The sequence below is a fragment of the Vibrio sp. TAP-3B genome (genome assembly GCF_057784735.1).
This window is the reverse complement of the sequence record NZ_CM173495.1, coordinates 1708631-1729029: the sequence shown is the minus strand read 5'-3', so window position 1 is coordinate 1729029 and position 20399 is coordinate 1708631. Positions and strand designations below refer to the sequence as shown.

Annotated in this window: 14 protein-coding genes, 2 tRNA genes and 2 pseudogenes; 13 read left to right on the top strand and 5 right to left on the bottom strand. The window is 44.5% G+C overall.

Features of this window, described 5'->3' with window-relative positions:
• Positions 1 to 276: 276 nt before the first annotated feature.
• Complete coding sequence (gene hemL, locus AC3D28_RS08105) at positions 277 to 1572, bottom strand: glutamate-1-semialdehyde 2,1-aminomutase (RefSeq protein ID WP_098414881.1); 1296 nt, start codon at positions 1570 to 1572, stop codon at positions 277 to 279.
• Positions 1573 to 1818: 246 nt separating this feature from the next.
• Here hemL and erpA point away from each other — a divergent pair, with 246 nt between their 5' ends.
• The 3 genes from erpA to AC3D28_RS08090 all read left to right on the top strand — a co-directional run bounded on the left by erpA (position 1819) and on the right by AC3D28_RS08090 (position 6496).
• The gene (gene erpA / locus AC3D28_RS08100; protein ID WP_098414882.1) at positions 1819 to 2160 is read left to right on the top strand and encodes an iron-sulfur cluster insertion protein ErpA; all 342 of its coding nucleotides are present in this window, start codon (positions 1819 to 1821) and stop codon (positions 2158 to 2160) included.
• 109 nt (positions 2161 to 2269) lie between these two features.
• Entirely contained in the window at positions 2270 to 3382 is a 1113-nt protein-coding gene (locus AC3D28_RS08095; RefSeq protein WP_488534481.1) for an efflux RND transporter periplasmic adaptor subunit, read from the top strand.
• Positions 3383 to 3391: 9 nt separating this feature from the next.
• A complete protein-coding gene (locus AC3D28_RS08090; RefSeq protein WP_488534480.1) occupies positions 3392 to 6496 on the top strand; it encodes an efflux RND transporter permease subunit in 3105 nt (1034 codons plus the stop codon).
• Positions 6497 to 6561: 65 nt separating this feature from the next.
• Here AC3D28_RS08090 and shyC read toward each other — a convergent pair whose 3' ends face one another.
• Positions 6562 to 7851: a peptidoglycan DD-endopeptidase ShyC gene (shyC, locus tag AC3D28_RS08085; protein ID WP_488534479.1), complete on the bottom strand. Its 1290-nt coding sequence runs from the start codon at positions 7849 to 7851 to the stop codon at positions 6562 to 6564.
• A gap of 130 nt (positions 7852 to 7981) precedes the next feature.
• Between shyC and tyrS the strand changes: the two genes are divergently transcribed.
• Positions 7982 to 9169, top strand: a complete 1188-nt coding sequence (tyrS, locus tag AC3D28_RS08080) for a tyrosine--tRNA ligase (protein WP_488534478.1) — start codon at positions 7982 to 7984, stop codon at positions 9167 to 9169.
• A 424-nt stretch (positions 9170 to 9593) separates the two neighbouring features.
• On the top strand, positions 9594 to 10439 hold the full coding sequence (locus AC3D28_RS08075) for a magnesium transporter (protein ID WP_488534477.1): 846 nt from the start codon (positions 9594 to 9596) through the stop codon (positions 10437 to 10439).
• Here AC3D28_RS08075 and dacB read toward each other — a convergent pair.
• A complete protein-coding gene (gene dacB / locus AC3D28_RS08070; protein ID WP_488534476.1) occupies positions 10418 to 11839 on the bottom strand; it encodes a serine-type D-Ala-D-Ala carboxypeptidase in 1422 nt (473 codons plus the stop codon). The two genes, AC3D28_RS08075 and dacB, sit on opposite strands and share 22 nt — an antisense overlap.
• Positions 11840 to 12024: 185 nt before the next feature.
• Positions 12025 to 13035, bottom strand: a complete 1011-nt coding sequence (locus AC3D28_RS08065; protein ID WP_488534475.1) for a porin — start codon at positions 13033 to 13035, stop codon at positions 12025 to 12027.
• Positions 13036 to 13571: 536 nt separating this feature from the next.
• Between AC3D28_RS08065 and greA the strand changes: the two are divergent.
• A pseudogene (gene greA, locus AC3D28_RS08060) lies at positions 13572 to 14046 on the top strand (transcription elongation factor GreA).
• Between the two features lie 82 nt (positions 14047 to 14128).
• Here the strand turns inward: greA and yhbY are convergent.
• On the bottom strand, positions 14129 to 14425 hold the full coding sequence (gene yhbY, locus AC3D28_RS08055) for a ribosome assembly RNA-binding protein YhbY (RefSeq protein ID WP_005380066.1): 297 nt from the start codon (positions 14423 to 14425) through the stop codon (positions 14129 to 14131).
• A 138-nt stretch (positions 14426 to 14563) separates the two neighbouring features.
• On the opposite strand from yhbY, the gene rlmE reads away from it, so the two are divergent.
• From rlmE to AC3D28_RS08020, 7 genes and pseudogenes are all read left to right on the top strand, one after another.
• A complete protein-coding gene (gene rlmE, locus AC3D28_RS08050) occupies positions 14564 to 15193 on the top strand; it encodes a 23S rRNA (uridine(2552)-2'-O)-methyltransferase RlmE (RefSeq protein ID WP_098414890.1) in 630 nt (209 codons plus the stop codon).
• A 45-nt stretch (positions 15194 to 15238) separates the two neighbouring features.
• Positions 15239 to 17274 (top strand): annotated as a pseudogene (gene ftsH / locus AC3D28_RS08045) (ATP-dependent zinc metalloprotease FtsH).
• Between the two features lie 68 nt (positions 17275 to 17342).
• Positions 17343 to 18173: a dihydropteroate synthase gene (gene folP / locus AC3D28_RS08040; RefSeq protein WP_488534474.1), complete on the top strand. Its 831-nt coding sequence runs from the start codon at positions 17343 to 17345 to the stop codon at positions 18171 to 18173.
• A 19-nt stretch (positions 18174 to 18192) separates the two neighbouring features.
• Positions 18193 to 19533, top strand: coding sequence for a phosphoglucosamine mutase (gene glmM / locus AC3D28_RS08035; RefSeq protein WP_488534473.1), 1341 nt, complete (start codon positions 18193 to 18195; stop codon positions 19531 to 19533).
• A 222-nt stretch (positions 19534 to 19755) separates the two neighbouring features.
• Entirely contained in the window at positions 19756 to 20094 is a 339-nt protein-coding gene (gene secG / locus AC3D28_RS08030; RefSeq protein ID WP_098415877.1) for a preprotein translocase subunit SecG, read from the top strand.
• A 16-nt stretch (positions 20095 to 20110) separates the two neighbouring features.
• Positions 20111 to 20194, top strand: a tRNA-Leu gene (locus AC3D28_RS08025).
• 56 nt (positions 20195 to 20250) lie between these two features.
• Positions 20251 to 20327, top strand: a tRNA-Met gene (locus AC3D28_RS08020).
• Positions 20328 to 20399 lie beyond the last annotated feature (72 nt).

Sequence of the window (20399 nt, the reverse complement as noted above, 5' to 3'; positions counted from 1 at the left end):
ACCTTGAATTCTTTCAATTATATGGCATTGCTGAATTAAGGTAGAACATTATATGATGGTCATAATGACTACAAATCAGTTGGTTATCAATCAAGAGATGAAAAATGGGTTGTTGTAACAGTGATAAAAAATGCCACACGGAAAAGAAAACCAAGCGAATACATTGGTTTGGTATCGTTATTGGCGTATTTGCTATTTTAGTGGTTTTAAATTGGCAATAAAAAAAGGACCACTCAGGTCCTTTTTTTAATTCTGTCTATTTACAGAGCATGATGCTTATTTGGCTTCTTCTGCAAGAGTAGCAAAACAGCGGTCTGCCGCTTCTAACGTCGCATCAATTTCTTTAGAACCATGTGCTAAAGAAGTAAAGCTTGCTTCGAATGCTGAGGGTGCTAAGTAAACACCGTGTTTTAGCATTAGGTGGAAGAAGCGTTTAAAGCGTTCAAGATCGCATTTCGCCACGTCTTCGTAGCAAGTGACGCTTTCTTGGTCGATAAAGAAGAAGCCGAACATACCGCCAGCTTGGTTAACCACCAAAGGGATGCCATGTTTGTCTGCCAGAGACTTAAAGCCATCTGCCAATTGTTTCGTTTTAGATGCAAGCCGCTTCTCGTTACCTTCCTCTTTCAGAAGGCTTAAACACGCAAAACCTGCAGCCATGGCTACTGGGTTACCAGACAGAGTTCCCGCTTGGTAAACTGGGCCAGTTGGTGCTACGTATTGCATCACTTCTTTGCGGCCACCGAAAGCACCTACTGGCATGCCGCCACCGATAACTTTACCGAGTGTCGTGAGGTCTGGCTTGATGTTGTAATAGGCTTGAGCGCCGCCAAGCGCCACACGGAAGCCAGTCATTACTTCATCAAAAATCAGTAGCGCGCCTTCTTGGTCGCAGATTTCACGTAGACCTTCGTGGAAGCCTTCCACTGGTGGGATGCAGTTCATGTTGCCTGCTACTGGTTCAACAATAATACAAGCGATCTCACCTTGATTTGCGGCGAATAATTCACGTACAGAATCGAGATCGTTAAATGTTGCGGTTAGCGTGTGCTTAGCAAAGTCTGCCGGAACACCAGGAGAGCTTGGTTGACCTAGTGTCAACGCACCAGAGCCAGCTTTTACTAGCAAGCTATCCGCGTGACCATGATAGCAACCTTCAAATTTCATGATCTTGTCACGGCCAGTGAAGCCACGCGCAAGACGAATCGCACTCATCGTAGCTTCCGTACCAGAACTGACCATCCGGATTTGTTCCATGGATGGCACGAGTTCAGACACCAACTCCGCCATGGCGATTTCTAGCTCAGTCGGCGCGCCAAAACTCAGGCCGCGCTGCGCTGCGTCAATCACGGCTTCGCGGATAACCGCGTGGTTATGGCCAAGAATCATAGGACCCCAAGAGCCGACGTAATCAATGTACGCTTTACCATCGGCATCAAAAATCAGTGGACCGTCTGCTCGTTCGATAAATAGCGGAGAGCCGCCAACGCCGTTAAATGCGCGAACTGGTGAATTGACACCGCCAGGAATGGTTTGCTGAGCTTTTTGATACAGCTCTGATGATTTGGTCATGGGATATCCTCTTTTGATTGCTCGGACCAAGTGGGCCGCATTGTACCTAGCTATAATCAAGTTAGAAACGTTTTGCTTAATTTATGTGTCGTTTCGCAATGTAATCTTACATATCCGCATCCAATATAAAGAATCGACGGTGAATACTTGAACGAGTTGGTCAGGTATTGGATAATCGTTCCTAATTAGCACCAACCTGACGTCTTGCTTCAGGCTTGACGCATTACACGAGTGAGAGAGGTCTTCGTGAGCGAAGTTAACGTACCATTATCTTTTTCTGACGCAGCAGCATCACGCGTCAAAGCATTAATTGCTGAAGAAGAAAACCCAGCATTGAAATTGCGCGTATACATTACAGGTGGCGGCTGCAGCGGCTTCCAATACGGCTTTACTTTTGATGAAAATGTAAACGACGGCGATACAACAATTGTAAACAGCGATGTTACACTGGTGGTTGACCCTATGAGCCTGCAATACCTTGTTGGTGGCATTGTGGATTACACCGAAGGTTTAGAAGGAGCGCGCTTCTTCGTTAATAACCCGAATGCAACAACCACGTGTGGTTGTGGTGCATCGTTTAGCGTGTAATTCACCTCATGATAGGCAGCCAATGGCTGCCTGAACTTTACGTAGAAAGGATGTCACGTAAAGTGACTCTCGCAACATGTTGCAGAGATAAAAATAAAAAGGACTTTCTATGTCTGGATATTCTTTCGGGCGACGTATAGTCGAGCGTCCATGGCTAGTATCTCTTACTCTTGTCACACTACTTATCGTATGGCTTGCAGTAGGAAACCTTAAGACACAAGACAACCCCGCATTACCTTCCTCTCTATCCAACCATACACCGATTGCAAAGGTGATGTTTAATACCTTTACTGCCGAATCCACGATGAAAACCATTGAACTGTATGGGCGAACGGCTCCTAACCGTCAAGCTCGTTTAGGCGCCGAAATTGCGGGGAAAATACTCACTCTCAATGTAGAGAAAGGGCAAGCTGTAAAGCAAGATCAAACCATCGCCATTATAGATAAGCGCGACTTAAACATCCAACTCCAGCGAGCTCAGGCGTTGTTGTTGGTCAAAGAGAAAGAGTTTAACGCCGCTCAATCTTTAAAAAGTCGCGGACTGCAAGGGGAAGTGGCTTTTGCCATAGCGCAAGCGGCATTAGTCGATGCAAAAGCCAGTGTGAGTCATGTTCAAACGGCACTGAAAAATACCGAAGTTAAAGCACCGTTCGATGGAGTTGTTGATCACCACTTTGTGGAAATAGGGGACTTTGTGGGCATTGGGGATCCTATTGCTACGGTGATCGATTTAGAGACGTTGGTCATTGAGGCTGATGTTAGTGAGCGGCATATTCAATACCTCAAAAAAGATCAACAAGCTGAGGTTAGAACCCTTAATCAACAACGTCATCAAGGGACGTTACGATATATTGGTCGTGTTGCTTCTACTTCGACCAATACATTTCCAATCGAAATCGAAGTCGACAATCGGGATGCACAAATGCCTGCGGGCATGAGTGCCGAAGTCCAGTTGCCATTAAGTGAAGTATTGGCGATAAAAATTACCGCCGCGATGTTGGCTTTAGATGAAGAAGGCAATTTAGGGGTGAAAACTCTGCGTGATGAGCATGTTAAATTCATCCCCATTCAGCTTGTTAAAGCAGAAGATGATGGCGTTTGGCTCTCAGGGTTAGGAGAGCGAGCTGATATTATCGTGTTGGGGCAGGGGTTTGTTCGTGATGGCGATCCGGTGCTGGCGAATAAAGTGGATGACGTTGTTGACTCGACCAGCGAGCAGTAAGGAGGCGGTATGTATACCCTAATTGATGCCGCCATATCGCGCGCTCGAACTATGTTGACGTTATTAGTGATGATTTTAATTGCTGGGATAGTTACATATATCACAATTCCCAAGGAGTCTAGCCCAGATATCACTATTCCTATCATTTATGTTTCCGTTGGGCATCAAGGCATTTCTCCTATCGATGCTGAGCGCTTATTAGTTCGTCCGCTCGAGCAAGAATTACGTTCGATCGAAGGCGTAAAAGAAATGACGTCGGTTGCTTCTGAAGGCCATGCTTCAGTGACATTGGAATTCAGTGTTGGTGTGGATCTCGATAAAGCCATGGCCGACGTGCGCGATGCCGTCGACCTAGCTAAGCCTAAATTACCGGAAGACAGTGATGAGCCGACGGTCAATGAAGTCACGTTTGCCTCAGAACAACCGGTTTTGACCATCGTACTATATGGCACGGTGCCGGAACGTACGATCGTACAAATAGCGAGAACATTACGTGATCGTCTAGAAAGTTTTCGTCAGGTATTAGAAGTCGACATTGCGGGGGATCGAGAAGATATTGTTGAGATTATTGTCGACCCACTTTTGATGGAAAGTTATGGCTTAGATCAAGCGGACATCTATAACTTAATTGCCTTGAATAACCGAGTTGTCGCGGCAGGCTTTGTTGATACAGGCTATGGTCGCTTCTCCGTAAAGGTCCCTTCCGTATTTGATTCACTCAAAGATGTGCTTGAGCTGCCTATAAAAGTCAATGGCAAAGAAGTGATCACCTTTGGGGATGTGGCAACGGTACGTCGAGCATTTCGAGACCCAGAAAGTTTTGCTCGTTTAGATGGTGAGTCGGCCATTGTTTTGGATGTGAAAAAACGAGCAGGGGAAAACATCATCGAAACGGTCGAGCTGGTAAAAGAAGTACTTGCTCAAGGACAGAAGCGTGACGAATGGCCAAGCAATCTACAAGTGAAGTATACGTGGGATCAGTCTGATGATGTCAAGTTGATGCTCACCGACCTACAAAATAACATTCTCTCCGCGATTATTTTAGTCGTGATCGTGATTATTGCGATTTTAGGGGTAAGAACGGCACTATTGGTTGGTATCTCTATTCCAGGGTCATTTTTAACGGGCTTGTTGGTGTTATCGATATTTGGCCTTACGGTCAATATTGTGGTGCTGTTTGCATTAATTATGGCAGTAGGAATGCTGGTCGATGGTGCCATTGTTGTTACTGAATTTGCAGATCGGCGCATGCAGGAAGGCACGCCGCGCAAAGAAGCGTATCGAGACGCTGCAAAACGGATGGCATGGCCGATTACGGCATCAACGGCGACGACATTAGCCGCATTTGCTCCGCTGCTCTTTTGGCCTGACATCACGGGTGAATTCATGAAGTATTTGCCGCTGACTCTGATTGCTACCTTGGCTGCATCACTCATGATGGCACTGCTGTTTGTTCCTGTGATTGGTGGAATAATAGGTAAACCTCAGGCGGTAAGTCAGAAAGCCCAGCGGCAGATGGTCGAACTGCATAACGGTAATTTTGATAAAGCTACGGGGATCACCAAGCTGTATTACCACACCTTATCGATTGCGATTCGTCATCCTTGGAAAGTGTTACTCAGCGCCATTTTATTAGCTGGCGGTGTCGGCTTTACTTACAACAAGGCAGGTTTAGGCGCGGAGTTCTTTCCAGAAGTAGACCCGGCATTTTTCACTGTCAAAGTTCGATCCTATGGTGATTTATCTATCCATGAAAAAGACATTGTTATGCGGGAAATCGAAAAGATCATGCTTGGACATGATGAGTTTGAGAGTGTCTACACGCGAACGGGGGCCAGTGATAATGAGGATGAAATTGGTCAGATTCAGATCACGCCGGTGGACTGGCAGTACCGCCGTAAAGTAAAAACCATCATTGAAGATCTTAAAGAAACCACAGACCGATTTTATGGTGTTGAGTTTGAATATAAATTCCCTGACGCGGGCCCTCCTGTTGAGCATGACTTGGTGATAGAAGTGTCGTCACGTAGCCTCAGTGTCAGTGCGCTAGACAAGGCGGCTAAGCAAGTTAGGCATTGGGCGGATGGCAACCCAGCATTAACCAATTTGAGTGATACGACTAACAAAGCGGGGATCGATTGGCAAATTGATATTCAGAGAGACGACGCCTCCCGTTTTGCCGCTGATGCAACATTAGTCGGCAATACTGTGCAGTTTGTGACAAACGGTTTGAAAATAGGTGACTACTTACCAGACGATGCGGATGAAGAGGTTGATATTTTGGTCCGGTATCCGCAAGAAAAGCGAGACATCGGTCGGTTTGACCAACTTAGAGTGAAGACCGCCGCTGGTTTGGTTCCTATCACGAACTTTGCTCAAATCAAGCCAGATCACAAGCAAGATACCATTCGTCGCGTTGATGGCCATCGGGTGATTAACATTAAAGCGGATATGGTGGAAGGCTATAATCTTGCGTTAGAACTGCCCAAAATAGTTACAGAAATTGATAAGCTCGATTTGCCTGATGGGGTTGAATACAAAATCCGCGGGCAGAACGAAGAACAAGAAAACTCATCAGCGTTTTTGCAAAACGCGTTCCTTGTCGCGCTTGGTGTGATGGCACTGATTTTAATCACGCAATTTAATAGTTTTTATCAAGCTTTTTTAATTTTGAGCGCAGTGCTTTTTTCGACGGTTGGGGTATTTGCAGGCTTGCTTATTTTCCAAAAACCTTTTGGCATCATCATGTCAGGGATTGGGGTGATCGCGCTTGCAGGTATTGTAGTGAACAACAACATCGTATTAATCGATACTTATAATCAGATGCGTAAACGTGGCTTAGAGAAATCTGAGGCGATCTTGCGCACGGGTGTGCAGCGTTTAAGACCCGTTTTACTCACGACGGTGACCACCATACTAGGCTTATTGCCAATGGTGCTAGAAATGAACATCGACTTAGTTAACCAGAAAGTGGAGTTTGGCGCGCCAAGCACTCAATGGTGGTCTCAACTTGCGACGGCTGTCGCGGGTGGGTTGGCGTTTGCGACTTTGTTAACGCTGGTTCTGACACCATGCTTGTTGATGCTCGGGAGAGAGCATCACTTTGAAAAGTAAGCTTCATCGTAATGATATTGAAGAAACAAAAAGGGCAGCTGAGCTGCCCTTTTCAATACCTCAGCTTACTTCATTGCTAACAGTTTGCTATAGCGTTCAAGCTTGTCCATGCTAATTTTGGCGTTTGCCATAAAGGTTTGTCTTGCTTTACCTGTTAGGGACTTAGACTGTGGTAAGTTCACGGTGCGCGGGTTTTTGTGCACGCCATTTACCAAGAATTCATAGTGCAAGTGAGGACCAGTAACTCGCCCTGTTCCACCGAGTGTACCAATGGTTTGGCCTTGTTTAACGCGCTGGCCGGTGCGTACTTTACGTTTGGTTAAATGTAAGTACTTGGTAATGTAGGTATTACTGTGCTTGATGAAGACATAATTACCATTAAACTTATTGTAAGACGACTTCTGCACAATCCCATTGCCCGCCGCCAAAATAGGAGTGCCTACCGGCGCCGAGTAGTCGGTACCGCGGTGGGGGCGAACTCGCCCCGTGACTGGGTGTAAACGACGAGGGTTAAAATTAGACGTTACACGGCGAAAGTCCAGTGGTGCTCGTAAGAAGGCTTTTTTCGTTGCACGTCCATTATCATCGTAATATTTACCGTTCTTCTGATCCAAAATGGCAGTGAAAGTATCACCTTGGTTTTTAAACACCGCTGCAATGATTTTGCCGCGGCCAATGATTTCTCCTTCAACCACCTCTTCTTGGTAGAGGACACGGAAGCTATCGTTTTTACGGATGTCCAAAGCAAAGTCGATATCCCAGCTGAAGATCCCTGCTAGTTCCATAATTTGGTTAGCATTTAAACCTGAAGAAACCCCAGCGTTCCAGAAGTTTGACTTGATGGTGGCTTCAGCGTAATTGTACTGGAAATCGACTTCTTTCTTCTCTATTTCTGACACGTATTTCCCATTTTTCAATGTAATACGGAAAGTTTCAAAGGCATTCAGCGTTCTTCTCAGCTGAAGTAAGTCATTGTTTTCGTCAAAGCCGAATTGCAATTGGTCGCCTGGTCGAAGGCGGGTTAATTGCCTCTCAACCTCTTTATCGGAAGAAACCAGTTTATGCAGCAAGCGTGCAGAAAGACCCACGCGGCTAAATAAAATAGCAGCGCTTTCGCCACTTTTAACTTTGTACGCTTCCCAACGTAGCACGGAGGATGGCATCAATGAGCCGTTAAGCGTTGTTAATTCGAGAGAAACAGGCACAGGATAGTGTTGACCAACTTTTAATCGGCTCTGTTGCGGGGCTAGATCTTGCGGATCGGGTAAAAAGAGTAGCGCGAAGATAATCAGCGCACTAAAAAAACCGATCAATACTTTGTGCAAGAGTGGAAGTCGGATAAAAATCGAATGCATGAGGTACTTGATTGCTAAATTAAACGTAAAAAGTGACAACTACCTAGTCTAACCTGTTTCAAAATGCATCGCTATTCAAGTAATATGTTCAGCTATTATATTTTTGCCAAATCTGTGGGAGTGAACAAGAATGGCGAGCATTGAAGCTGCATTAGCCGAGATTAAACGCGGTGTTGAAGAGCTGATTCCAGAAGAAGAGCTTATCACAAAATTAAAAGAAGGCCGTCCTTTACGAATTAAATTAGGGGCGGATCCAACAGCACCGGATATTCACCTAGGTCACACGGTTATTTTCAATAAGCTTCGCTTGTTCCAAGAACTAGGCCACGAAGTGACGTTCCTGATCGGCGATTTCACTGCAATGGTTGGTGACCCAACAGGTAAAAACACAACACGTCCCCCCCTCAGTCGTGAAGACGTATTGCGTAATGCCGAGACTTATAAAGAGCAGGTTTTCAAAATTCTAGACCCTGCTAAGACTAAGGTTCAATTTAACTCAGAGTGGTTATCGGAACTAGGGGCGGAAGGTATGATTCGCCTAGCTGCTAATCAAACCGTGGCGCGCATGCTGGAACGTGATGATTTTAAAAAGCGTTACTCAGGTGGCCAACCAATCGCCATTCATGAATTCATGTACCCACTTTTACAAGGCTGGGACTCAGTTGCTATGGAGACTGATGTAGAGCTTGGTGGTACCGATCAGAAGTTTAACTTATTGATGGGTCGTGAGCTTCAGAAGTCGAATGGTCAAAAACCACAAGTTGTATTGATGATGCCGCTTCTTGTTGGCCTTGATGGCGAGAAGAAGATGTCTAAGTCGGCAAACAACTACATTGGTATCAGCGAAGCACCAAGTGAAATGTTTGGCAAGATCATGTCTATTTCCGATGACCTGATGTGGAGCTACTACGAGCTATTGTCTTTCCGTCCTTTGGAAGAAATCGCGCAGTTTAAAGCAGACATTGAAGCTGGTAAAAATCCTCGTGACATCAAAGTATTGCTTGCGAAAGAAATCATTGCACGCTTCCATTGCGAAGCTGAGGCTGATGCTGCTGAGCAAGAGTTTGTGAACCGTTTTGCGAAGAACCAAATTCCTGATGAAATGCCAGAGTTTGATTTTGACGCAGGTCGTCCAGTGAGCAATCTGTTGAAAGAAGCAGGGTTATGTCCATCATCGTCAGATGCGATGCGCATGGTTAAGCAAGGTGCTGTGAAAATTGATGGTGAGAAAATCGCGGACAGCAAATTTGCTCCAGAAGTGGGTACTTACGTGTTCCAAGTGGGGAAGCGTAAATTTGCTCGTATTACTATTCAGTAATCAGTAATCAGTAATCACTGCAAATGAAAGCGCCTAATGGCGCTTTTTTTGTATAAAAATTTAGCGAAAACGGCAAAGTAAAACTTCCAAACATGTTGAACTTTGTTACTATACTCGCGCTGCCAATAATGGCAGCGTTATCGGAGATTTACATGAACAATACCGACCATCCTCCCAGTCGTTGGGTGAGTAAGAGCAAGGGAGCGAAATAACCCGCTTCGGTATTGGCGATCTCCGCCTTACCTAAGTGGTGAGGCATCTTTTCTAATTTTCTTCTCGTTATTTCCTTCATACATTCTGAATAGACAGTGCATCCGCATTGGTTTTCTCTGTGCATCTTAATTGTTGTGTGACTTTAAGTATGCAAGATTGACTTTGCGCGCCTTGTCGATGGTCGTTACCAATGCCAATCGGGAGATTCGCCATGACGGTAATGAACAACACTTTTATTGAAACAACACCAAACTTTTCTGAAGTAGAAATTGGTGCCGCTCGCAATGCATTTTTGCAGTATGAACAAGAGCAACAAGTCCATTTGCTTACGATAATGCCGATTGATGAGGCTGTAGGTATTTTGCAGCATTGCTCTGTCGGTAATGTGAATAGTCTTATTGCTCAACTTGAGCAAGCAGGCCATGACAAACGCGCACGTCATTATGCTTACCAATTGGGTCTGCATATGTCTGAAGTTGATACACCTGATGGTTATTTATCGACTAGTGTTTTGGGGCACGTGAAGCAGCGTATTGGGTGGATCATTGCACTGGCCCTTTTAGGGATAGTGTCGGGTTTGATTATTGCTCAGTATGAGGACACCCTTAGCCAACTCGTTTTGCTTGCGGTGTACATGCCTGTGATCGCTGCTGCTGGTGGTAATACAGGAACACAAGCTGCAACTTTGGTGATTCGTGCTCTTGCAACAGGGGAGCTAAAGATACGCCAATGGTTAGAAGTTTTGTGGAAAGAGAGCCGCGTTGCTCTATTTATTGCGTTAGCGATCGCTATCGTGATGATTGGACGCATTATGTTATTTAGTGCCGGCCAATCAACAGGGGGCTTTGAACTTACAGATATCGCATTGGCAATAGCGGTTGCGTTATTCATCCAAGTAACGATTTCTACAACATTAGGTGGGCTGCTACCAATTATTGCACGAGCTTGTAAGCTGGACCCAGCTGTATTGGTGAGTCCAGTGCTTGCATCTATCGTCGATATTTCAGGGATGTGGATATACTTTAATGTGGTGAACTATTTCTTGGGTATCGCCTGACTAAAGTTCACAATGTCACTATAAAAAAGCTGCTCAAAATGTGTAATAGGGGCGATGACAGGTTTGTTATCGTCCCTTTTTTCTGGGAAGTAGTCTGAAACAAACTGAACAAAAACGGTATTAGGTTGACCCTTTTTATCCAAACCATATCCGGCCATGTTGTAAGTTCCGTAGAGAGACCCGCTTTTGGCGATCAATTGTCCTTTAATTGGCAACTTTCGCATACTTGGACGGTATTTTAATGTGCCTGACTCACCTGATTTTGGCATGATGGCAATAAGCTGAAGTTCATGCTCATGTTGCCAGATGTAGCGTAGTATATCGGCCATTTTTGTTGCAGAGATTCGGTTGTTTCTTGACAGGCCCGAACCATCTTCCAAGCGAGCGTTTCGAATATCAATGCCCGTATTAGCAAAAATGATTTGTTTGATTGCTTCAGTGCCGTTATTGAAGCTGCCTGGCTGAACAAAAAATTTAGCCCCTAGAGTTTTAGTGAGCGTATCTGCAATCAAGTTATCCGAGTTTTTAAGCATCTCTTCGAGTAATTCTGGAAGAGGTGCCGATTGATGCATGGCGATAAGTTTACGTTGCTTCTCTGGAGCTGAACCGATTTTTATTTCACCTGTTAAATCAATATTGAGTTGCTCAAGAAGAGTAGTTAGCACTTGACTGGTATAACTTTCTGCATCTTGAATTGCAAAGTTTAATGGTAGTGGCTTGTCTCTATCAACGAGGCAGCCAGTTAGTTGATAATTGTTGTCTGGATGAGCGATTAAGCCTAAATCACAATGGCGGCTTTTTTGTATCGTTTTAGAGACGGTTTCAACCGAAGTGGTCACTTGAATAGGTTGGTGCTTTGGTACGTGAACCCGAGTTTTTCCGATTTTTTGGGTATATATAGAGGCTTGCACACAGTTTTTGTTGAGTATGATCGTTGAGGCTGGCGCGCTATAACAAACCCCTAAAATATCCCATGGCCAACCTACTGCCCGGTTGTAGCCGGTAAAGGCACTGTTATCGAGCCATAAGTCACCGTCAATACGTTTTAAGCCATTTTTCTTGGCTAGGGTAAGAAGTGATTTTAAGTCGTTGGTTTGGAGCGTTGGATCGCCGACAAAGTAAATCACTGCGTCTGAGCTCGCAGCTTCTAGCTTGGTTCGAAAGCGGAAGTTATCACCCAGCTCTAACTTTACCGCTAATGCTGTGACGATTTTTAATGTACTGGCTGGTGGGAATAATTGTTCGGTAGGATGAACACCGTCAAGTTCAGCATTCTCACTGAGTTTTTCCGCGACTAAACTGATGCGAGAGCCTTCCGGCAACACTTCTTGATGAGGGTACGCTTGTGAAAAAGCAGAAAGTAATGAAGAGAATATGAGCAAGGGCCAACGTAAACGCATAATGATACTTTCTAGGTGAGTTATGTGATTGAGTATACGCAAGTCCTTTCAATATGCTAGGTAACTAAAGAAATGCTTTATATGTCATCAGGAATGAGACATGAGAGAAAGGCGTGGGGCTTAAAATGGAGTATAAAAAATGCCCGCGTGATGCGGGCATTCGATATTCTAGTCAAAGACCGGAATTAGAAGTCGTAACGTAGACCTAGCGCTAGCTCGTCTTCAGCATCGATCTTGTTCGCAACTGTCTTACCGCTAGTTGAGCCGAACTTATCGCCAGCGTCAATTAGGTTGAAGTTGTAAGAAACGTAACCGCGGAAGTTAGGTTTGAAGTAGTAAGAAGCATCAACAGCGACGTTGTTTGCAGAAGTTTCGTTGTCAGTTTCTGCATTGTTGTACGTTGTTGTGAACACGGTTTGACCTAGCGTGTAAGCACCCGCTAGTTCGTAACCAGTGTAATCAACAGTGTTGTTGAATGTGTCAGTCATTTTTTCGCCATCTGTGAAGATACCAGCGAAGTAAAGATCAGACATTGTGTAAGATGCCGCTAGCATGTACTCGTTTGCATCGTATTGGTCTGCGTAACCAGCACCAAGCTCAAGACCAGTGTCTGCTACAGCGTAGATAGCTGATAGAGAGTAGCCGTCTTGTTTGTTATCAGAGTATTCACCGTTTTGTTCTACACGGTCAGAGAAGCGGTAGCTTGCTTTAACACTTAGGTTTTCGAATTGACCTTTGTAAGCCATCATGTTGTCTGTACGGTCTGCTACAGCCAGTTTGTCTGCTGCAGAGTTACCGTGGTAAGCCATGATATCTGTGAAGTCAGTGATAACGCCTAGTGCACCTTCAGTTTTACCGTATGCGAACTCACCGTAAGCACCGCCAAGACCAGCGTAAGCAAGACGAGTTTCTAGATCGCTCTTCTCGTCGCCGTCTACAGTACCGTCTTGAGCTGTCTCAAATTCACCTTCCCAGAAACCCACACCGTATAGGTTGTCGTTGATTGCTTGAATGCCAAGGAAGTTTAGACGGATACGAGAGTTGTCTTGAGCGTCGCCATCTTTCATAGATAGACGTGCTTCAGCACGGCCGCCCATTTCTAGAGAAGTGCCATCTTGGTTGTAAAGCTCAGCGGCGTTTACGCCAGTTGCCATCGCTGCTGCAGATACAGAAAGGGCGATTAATGTCTTTTTCATCTTATTTATCCTAGTTAGCTGTCCATAATCATTGTTATATAGGGGGAGAGATAATCTCTCACAAGCTGTTGGTCTATAATTGACTGAATGAGCGATATCATTCGCGCTTGTTTAAACCTTTCATTAAACAACTTGCTGGACATGTTTTACTGCTAAAGTTTCCATATGAGTTAGTAAAATGATATAAATTTCAATGATGAACGCTGTTTTATTAGGTTGTTTTGGTTTTAAGTTTTTGTTTTTGATTGTCTTTTTTTGAAGTTAGCTTTGTTTGGTATTGATTAAGTTTTATCTTTATTGATATTTTTCATGTAATGAATTGTTTTGTTTTTCAACAAATTGCGATGATATTTCATTCTAAAAGTCACTTGTATTATTATGCCGTAAAAGCATAGTGTTGCTGCTGTTCGAATTAGGATGATTTCATTTGGGAGTTTGTTTACACTAGATAATATTCATGTTTAAACGCACTACTCGGTCCGACGACAGGGTGGTTTTTTTTTGTCCAAAGACCTATTTGGGCTTGAGGTTATAAAATGGAAAAAGTTCCAATGACACTACGTGGTGAGCAAAAACTACGTACAGAACTCGATCGTCTTCTTAAGCTGCGTCCTCAAATTTCAGAGGCGATTGCTGAAGCTCGTGAATTAGGTGATTTAAAAGAAAACGCAGAATATCATGCTGCTCGAGAAGAGCAGGGGATTCTGTGAAGCGCAAATTCGTGACATTGAATACAAACTGTCTGTTGCTCAAGTTATTGATGTGACCAAGATTGAAAATACAGGTAAAGTCATTTTTGGCTCAACCGTGACTTTGATTGATATTGATACCGACGAAGAAAAGACGTACCAAATTGTCGGTGATGATGAAGCGGATATTAAAGCTGGACGTATTTCTGTCAGTTCTCCAATTGCTCGTGGCCTTATCGGTAAAATGGAAGGTGACGAGGTTGCTATCCAGACTCCGGGCGGCGCTAAAGATTTCGAAATTGACCGAGTTGAATACATCTAAGTGGTAGAGGTTGCGCTCTTACTGCTCATCAAATGCAAAAAAAGGTCGCCAATAGCGACCTTTTTTCAACAACATAAGTGAATTACTTACGAGGAATTTCGATTTTACGCTCTTCAGACTGGCGGTATAGTACAAGCACTTTACCAATGGTCTGAACTTTTTCTGCGCCTGTCTCACGTACGATAGCGTCGATGATTAGCTGTTTTGTCTCACGATCTTCTGAAGCAACTTTTACCTTGATCAGTTCATGATGGTTTAGAGCGATTTCAATTTCTGCTAGCACGGCTTCGGTAAGTCCATTTGCGCCCATTAGCACAACAGGTTTTAAACTGTGAGCTAGGCCTTTAAGGTGCTGCTTTTGTTTGGTGCTTAGGTTCATTACGCGGCCAATTTTCTATAAAATAAGGGTTGAAAAAAGCTATTTTAACGCCATCTATTGCTGAAGACTATAATTTATTGAGTAATAGGTAGCGCCTATTAAAACAATAGCTCCAATTTGCGCCTTGTTGGGATTAAAATGAGTAAACAAAAACATTCGGCTAGTTCTGGTCGTTGGTTGAAAGAACACTTTGATGATAAATACGCGAATGAAGCTCGTAAAAAAGGTTATCGCTCACGTGCTTATTTCAAGATCGATGAGATTCAAACAAAAGATAAATTGTTAAAGCCAGGTATGACAGTTGTCGATTTGGGGGCTGCTCCAGGTGGATGGTCTCAATATGCTGCTAAGATAGTAGGGGAGCGTGGTCAAGTTATTGCGTGTGATTTGTTACCAATGGATCCAATAGCTGGCGTCAGCTTTTTACAAGGCGATTTTCGTGATGATGCAGTATTGGACGCTTTACTGGAAAGAATCCAACCTTCAATGGTCGACGTAGTAATGTCTGATATGGCGCCTAACATTGCGGGGAATAACTCAGTCGATCAACCACGGGCTATGTATTTAGTTGAATTGGCTTTAGATATGTGTCGACAAGTTCTAGCGCCTAATGGTAGTTTTGTCGTAAAGGTTTTTCAGGGCGAAGGCTTTGATCAATACGTGAAAGAAGTCCGAGACATGTTTAAAGTCGTAAAAATCAGAAAACCAGACTCATCGCGAGCTCGCTCTCGAGAAGTCTTTGTTGTAGCCTCCGGTTACAAAGGTTAACCATTTTGCTCTCTCGGGAGCGTGTTAACACTATAGCTACAGTGAATGAACTGTAGTACCCTACCTTTAATTACAATTAGTTATCGAGAGGCTTACACCTTGAGTGACATGGCAAAAAATTTAATTCTGTGGCTTGTTATCGCCGTCGTATTGATGTCGGTATTCCAGAGCTTTGGCCCTGGAGAAAGCAATGGCAGAACCGTGGATTACACCACGTTTGTACAGGAAGTTGGTCAAGGCCAGATTCAAGAAGCAACTTTTAAAGACGGTGAAATTAGCTTCGTTCGTCGTGGCGGTGGTGCCAAAATGGTCACTTACATGCCAGTGTATGACCAAAAGATTCTGGATGACCTAATTAATCAAAACGTGAAAGTGCAAGGTACGCCGCCGGAAGAGCAGAGCTTACTAGGAACGATTTTCATTTCTTGGTTCCCAATGATCTTACTCATTGGTGTGTGGATTTTCTTCATGCGTCAAATGCAAGGCGGTGGTGGTAAAGGCGCCATGTCTTTTGGTAAGAGCAAAGCGCGTATGATGAGCGAAGAGCAAATCAAGACAAGTTTTGCTGACGTTGCAGGGTGTGACGAAGCAAAAGAAGATGTGAAAGAGCTAGTTGACTACTTGCGTGATCCTAGCCGCTTCCAAAAGCTGGGCGGTAAGATTCCAACGGGCGTATTAATGGTTGGCCCTCCAGGTACTGGTAAAACGCTTCTAGCGAAAGCCATTGCTGGTGAAGCTAAAGTGCCATTCTTTACTATCTCTGGTTCTGACTTTGTCGAAATGTTCGTTGGTGTAGGTGCATCTCGTGTGCGTGATATGTTCGAACAAGCGAAGAAAGCGGCACCATGTATCATCTTCATCGATGAAATCGATGCTGTCGGTCGTCAGCGTGGTGCTGGTGTTGGTGGTGGTCACGATGAACGTGAACAAACGCTCAACCAAATGCTTGTTGAGATGGATGGTTTTGAGGGTAATGAAGGTATTATCGTTATCGCTGCGACTAACCGCCCAGACGTACTTGACCCAGCCTTGCTACGCCCAGGTCGTTTTGATCGCCAAGTTGTGGTTGGACTTCCAGACGTTCGAGGTCGCGAGCAAATCCTGAAAGTTCACATGCGTAAGGTTCCTTTAGCGGGTGACGTAGAACCATCGCTTATCGCGCGTGGTACTCCTGGCTTCTCTGGTGCGGATCTGGCAAACCTAGTTAACGAAGCGGCTCTATTTGCTGCGCGTGGTAACAAACGCAACGTTTCTATGGTTGAATTTGAACTGGCAAAAGACAAAATCATGATGGGCGCAGAGCGACGTTCTATGGTCATGTCTGAAGAGACGAAAGAGTCTACGGCTTACCACGAAGCGGGTCACGCGATAGTTGGTCGTTTAGTGCCTGAGCACGATCCGGTGTACAAAGTATCTATTATCCCACGTGGTCGAGCGCTAGGTGTGACAATGTACTTGCCAGAGCAAGATCGCGTGAGTATGTCTCGTCAGCATCTAGAGTCAATGATTTCTAGCTTGTACGGCGGTCGTCTAGCGGAAGAACTTATCTACGGTGCGGATAAAGTATCAACAGGTGCTTCTAACGATATTGAGCGCGCCACTGATATCGCTCGTAAAATGGTGACGCAATGGGGCTTCTCTGAAAACTGGGTCCTCTGTTGTATGCAGAAGACGAAGGTGAGGTGTTCCTTGGACGTAGTGTAACTCAGACAAAACACATGTCTGACGACACAGCGAAGTTGATTGATGATGAAGTTCGCCAAATCATCGACCGCAACTATGACCGTGCGAAAAAAATTCTTGAAGCGAATATGGATATCATGCACGCAATGAAAGATGCGTTAATGAAGTATGAAACCATTGATGCTCGTCAAATTGATGACTTGATGGAGCGCAAAGCTGAGATTCGTGAGCCGGCGGGTTGGAGTGATAACTCAACTAGCAAACTAGAAGACAGCGATAAGCCTCAAGCAAAACCAGAAGTTAAAGAAGAAGCAACGGACACTGCGAAAGATGCAGAACAGTCTAGCTCTCCAGAAGATACTTCTAGCGAAGCTCCTGAAAAGAAAGACTCTGAATAAAAAGAGTATTAGTAATTATAAACCCCGAGTTATCTCGGGGTTTTTGTATTCTCGGGGTTTTTGTATTTATGATAATTACAGCAAATAACAAATCTTTAGACCTTTCTCGTCCACATATCATGGCGATCCTCAATATAACACCAGATTCCTTCTCTGATGGTGGTAAATATAATTCGCTAGAGTTGGCGCTTACCCAAGTGGAAAGAATGGTGAATGCCGGCGTAAGCATAATCGATGTTGGCGGCGAGTCGACAAGGCCCGGCGCCCCAGAGGTTTCCTTAGAAGAAGAGTTACAACGTGTGGTACCTGTTATCAAAGCCATTCGTGAAAAATATGATGTATGGATCTCTGTAGACACGAGTAAAGCTGAAGTTATGCGCCAAGCAATTGATGCTGGTGCGGATTTAATCAACGACATTCGAGCTTTGCAAGAGCCTGGTGCTCTCGAAGTCGCAGCAAAAGCAAAACTTCCAATTTGCCTAATGCATATGAAAGGTCAGCCAAGAACCATGCAGACTAACCCACATTACGATGATCTCATGGAAGGTGTATCGACATTCCTAAAAGAGCGTATTGCAGCGTGTGAGTCTGTCGGTATTGATAAAGCGCAACTTATTCTCGACCCAGGTTTTGGTTTTGGAAAAACAATAGAGCACAATTATCATATGCTTGCTCACCTTGATAAATTTCATGAGTTTGGCTTGCCAGTCTTGGCTGGGATGTCTCGAAAATCCATGCTGTTCAAACTACTAGATAAGTCTGCAGCGGAGTGCATCAACGCCAGTGTTGTTTGTGCCACTATCGCAGCAATGAAAGGCGCGCAAATTATCCGAGTTCACGACTTTGAAGAAACCATTGAAGCGATGAAAATTGTTGAAATGACGAAAAGCAATATTTAAAAATAACAAAGGAAAGTTTATGTCGAATAAAAGACGTTACTTTGGTACTGATGGTGTGCGTGGTAAAGTTGGACAATATCCAATCACGCCAGACTTTGTACTTAAACTTGGCTGGGCGGCTGGTCGTGTACTAGCAAAACAAGGCACAAAAAAAGTTATTATCGGTAAAGATACGCGTATTTCCGGCTACATGCTTGAATCTGCACTAGAAGCTGGCTTGGCTGCTGCTGGCCTTAAAGCCACTTTTACCGGACCAATGCCAACGCCTGCAGTGGCCTATTTAACTCAGACTTTCCGTGCAGAAGCTGGGATTGTTATTTCAGCATCACACAACCCGTATTACGATAATGGTATCAAGTTCTTCTCTTCTGAAGGCACGAAATTACCTGATGATATCGAGTTGGCGATCGAAGCAGAACTAGATAAAGAAATTGAATGTGTTGAGTCTGCAGAGCTTGGTAAAGCAACTCGTCTAAATGACGCTGCAGGCCGTTACATCGAATTTTGTAAAAGTACTTTTCCATCTGAATTGAGTCTTGCTAACTTTAAAATCGTGGTAGATTGTGCGCATGGTGCAACGTACCACATTGCTCCAAATGTCTTCAAAGAGCTTGGCGCAGAAGTTATTGCAATGGGCGTAGAGCCTAACGGCATCAACATTAATGAAGAAGTGGGCGCAACAGATGTTCGTGCACTTCAAAAGCGTGTTGTTGAAGAGCAAGCGCACCTTGGTTTAGCATTTGATGGTGATGGTGACCGTATTATTATGGTCGACCACCTTGGCAACAAAGTCGATGGTGACCAAATTGCTTACATTATTGCTCGTGATGCTCTTCGTCGTGGCGAGCTAAAGGGTGGTGTAGTTGGTACGTTGATGACTAACTTGGGCATGGAAAATGGTTTAAAGCAGCTAGGCATTCCGTTTGTACGTGCCGCTGTTGGTGACCGTTATGTCATGGAACAACTGTTAGAAAAAGGCTGGAAAATTGGTGCTGAAAACTCAGGCCATGTGATCTTATTAGATAAAGTCACCACGGGTGATGCGATCGTTGCAGCACTGCAAGTGCTTGCTTCTGTGGTTGGCAGTGATATGTCTTTGCATGAACTATCGCAAGGCATGACGTTGTATCCTCAGGTTCTAGAAAATGTCCGCTTTGCAGGGGAAAGCAATCCTCTTGAAGCTCAAGCGGTACTTAATGCCGTCGCCGAAGTAGAAGCTACGCTGGGCGATAAAGGACGTGTATTGCTGCGTAAATCTGGCACAGAGCCTTTGATTCGCGTTATGGTGGAAGGTGAAGATGGCGAGTTAGTTCAGAGCTCTGCACTGAAAATCGCCGAAGCGGTAAAAGCAAGTTGCTAATCATTGCTTCAATGTGTTTAGTGAAAGAAAGGGCACCCTTTGCCCTTTTTTTGAGCGCTTAACGGATTGGTGCTGATTTTTTATTAATTTTTCCTTGTCAGCGTAACTGGCTTTCGCTAATATTGCCCCCGCCTCCCGTTAGGAGGTCGCTAGCTTTGTTCGTGAACGCTATTACAGTTTAGAACGGCGCTGGCTCAACAATTTGGAACATAGGTGGAAAAAATGTTTTCAGTTCTACTTGTGGTTTACCTGTTGGCAGCGCTTGGTGTAATTGGCCTTGTGTTGATTCAACAAGGTAAAGGCGCAGATATGGGAGCCTCGTTCGGTGCAGGTGCCTCAAACACAGTGTTTGGTGCTGGTGGCTCAAGTAATTTTTTAACCCGAACAACTGCTATTTTAGCAACCGTATTTTTTATCGTTAGCTTACTACTTGGTCGTATGTCAACACACAAGATCGAGTCACAATGGGTAGATCCAACATTAGGTCAACCAGTTGTAGAAGAAGTTAAGGATGCAGCGAGCGAAGTTCCAGCCCCAGCGGGTGATGAAATTCCTCAATAAGCTGTAAGGTTTTGATGCCGAGATGGTGAAATTGGTAGACACGCTAGCATGAGGTGCTAGTGCCTTAGGTGTGAGGGTTCGAGTCCCTCTCTCGGCACCATTTATTTACAAACTTGTAAATCACTTGTTTGAGAGTATAATGCTCAGCAAGTCGGACGCGGGGTGGAGCAGTTTGGTAGCTCGTCGGGCTCATAACCCGAAGGTCGTCGGTTCAAATCCGGCCCCCGCAACCAATCTCTTTCTTTAAATAAGAAATTGCAGATTGGCAAGTTTGCGTAGTGCTAACCACGCTACGAGTTAAGAAA

Bases quoted from the DNA above. Each gene is read 5' to 3' on its own strand.
- hemL (WP_098414881.1), bottom strand. From the start codon at position 1,572: ATGACCAAATCATCAGAGCTGTATCAAAAAGCTCAGCAAACCATTCCT.
- AC3D28_RS08095 (WP_488534481.1), top strand. From the start codon at position 2,270: ATGTCTGGATATTCTTTCGGGCGACGTATAGTCGAGCGTCCATGGCTA.
- AC3D28_RS08090 (WP_488534480.1), top strand. From the start codon at position 3,392: ATGTATACCCTAATTGATGCCGCCATATCGCGCGCTCGAACTATGTTG.
- shyC (WP_488534479.1), bottom strand. From the start codon at position 7,851: ATGCATTCGATTTTTATCCGACTTCCACTCTTGCACAAAGTATTGATC.
- tyrS (WP_488534478.1), top strand. From the start codon at position 7,982: ATGGCGAGCATTGAAGCTGCATTAGCCGAGATTAAACGCGGTGTTGAA.
- AC3D28_RS08075 (WP_488534477.1), top strand. From the start codon at position 9,594: ATGACGGTAATGAACAACACTTTTATTGAAACAACACCAAACTTTTCT.
- dacB (WP_488534476.1), bottom strand. From the start codon at position 11,839: ATGCGTTTACGTTGGCCCTTGCTCATATTCTCTTCATTACTTTCTGCT.
- AC3D28_RS08065 (WP_488534475.1), bottom strand. From the start codon at position 13,035: ATGAAAAAGACATTAATCGCCCTTTCTGTATCTGCAGCAGCGATGGCA.
- yhbY (WP_005380066.1), bottom strand. From the start codon at position 14,425: ATGAACCTAAGCACCAAACAAAAGCAGCACCTTAAAGGCCTAGCTCAC.
- rlmE (WP_098414890.1), top strand. From the start codon at position 14,564: ATGAGTAAACAAAAACATTCGGCTAGTTCTGGTCGTTGGTTGAAAGAA.
- folP (WP_488534474.1), top strand. From the start codon at position 17,343: ATGATAATTACAGCAAATAACAAATCTTTAGACCTTTCTCGTCCACAT.
- glmM (WP_488534473.1), top strand. From the start codon at position 18,193: ATGTCGAATAAAAGACGTTACTTTGGTACTGATGGTGTGCGTGGTAAA.
- secG (WP_098415877.1), top strand. From the start codon at position 19,756: ATGTTTTCAGTTCTACTTGTGGTTTACCTGTTGGCAGCGCTTGGTGTA.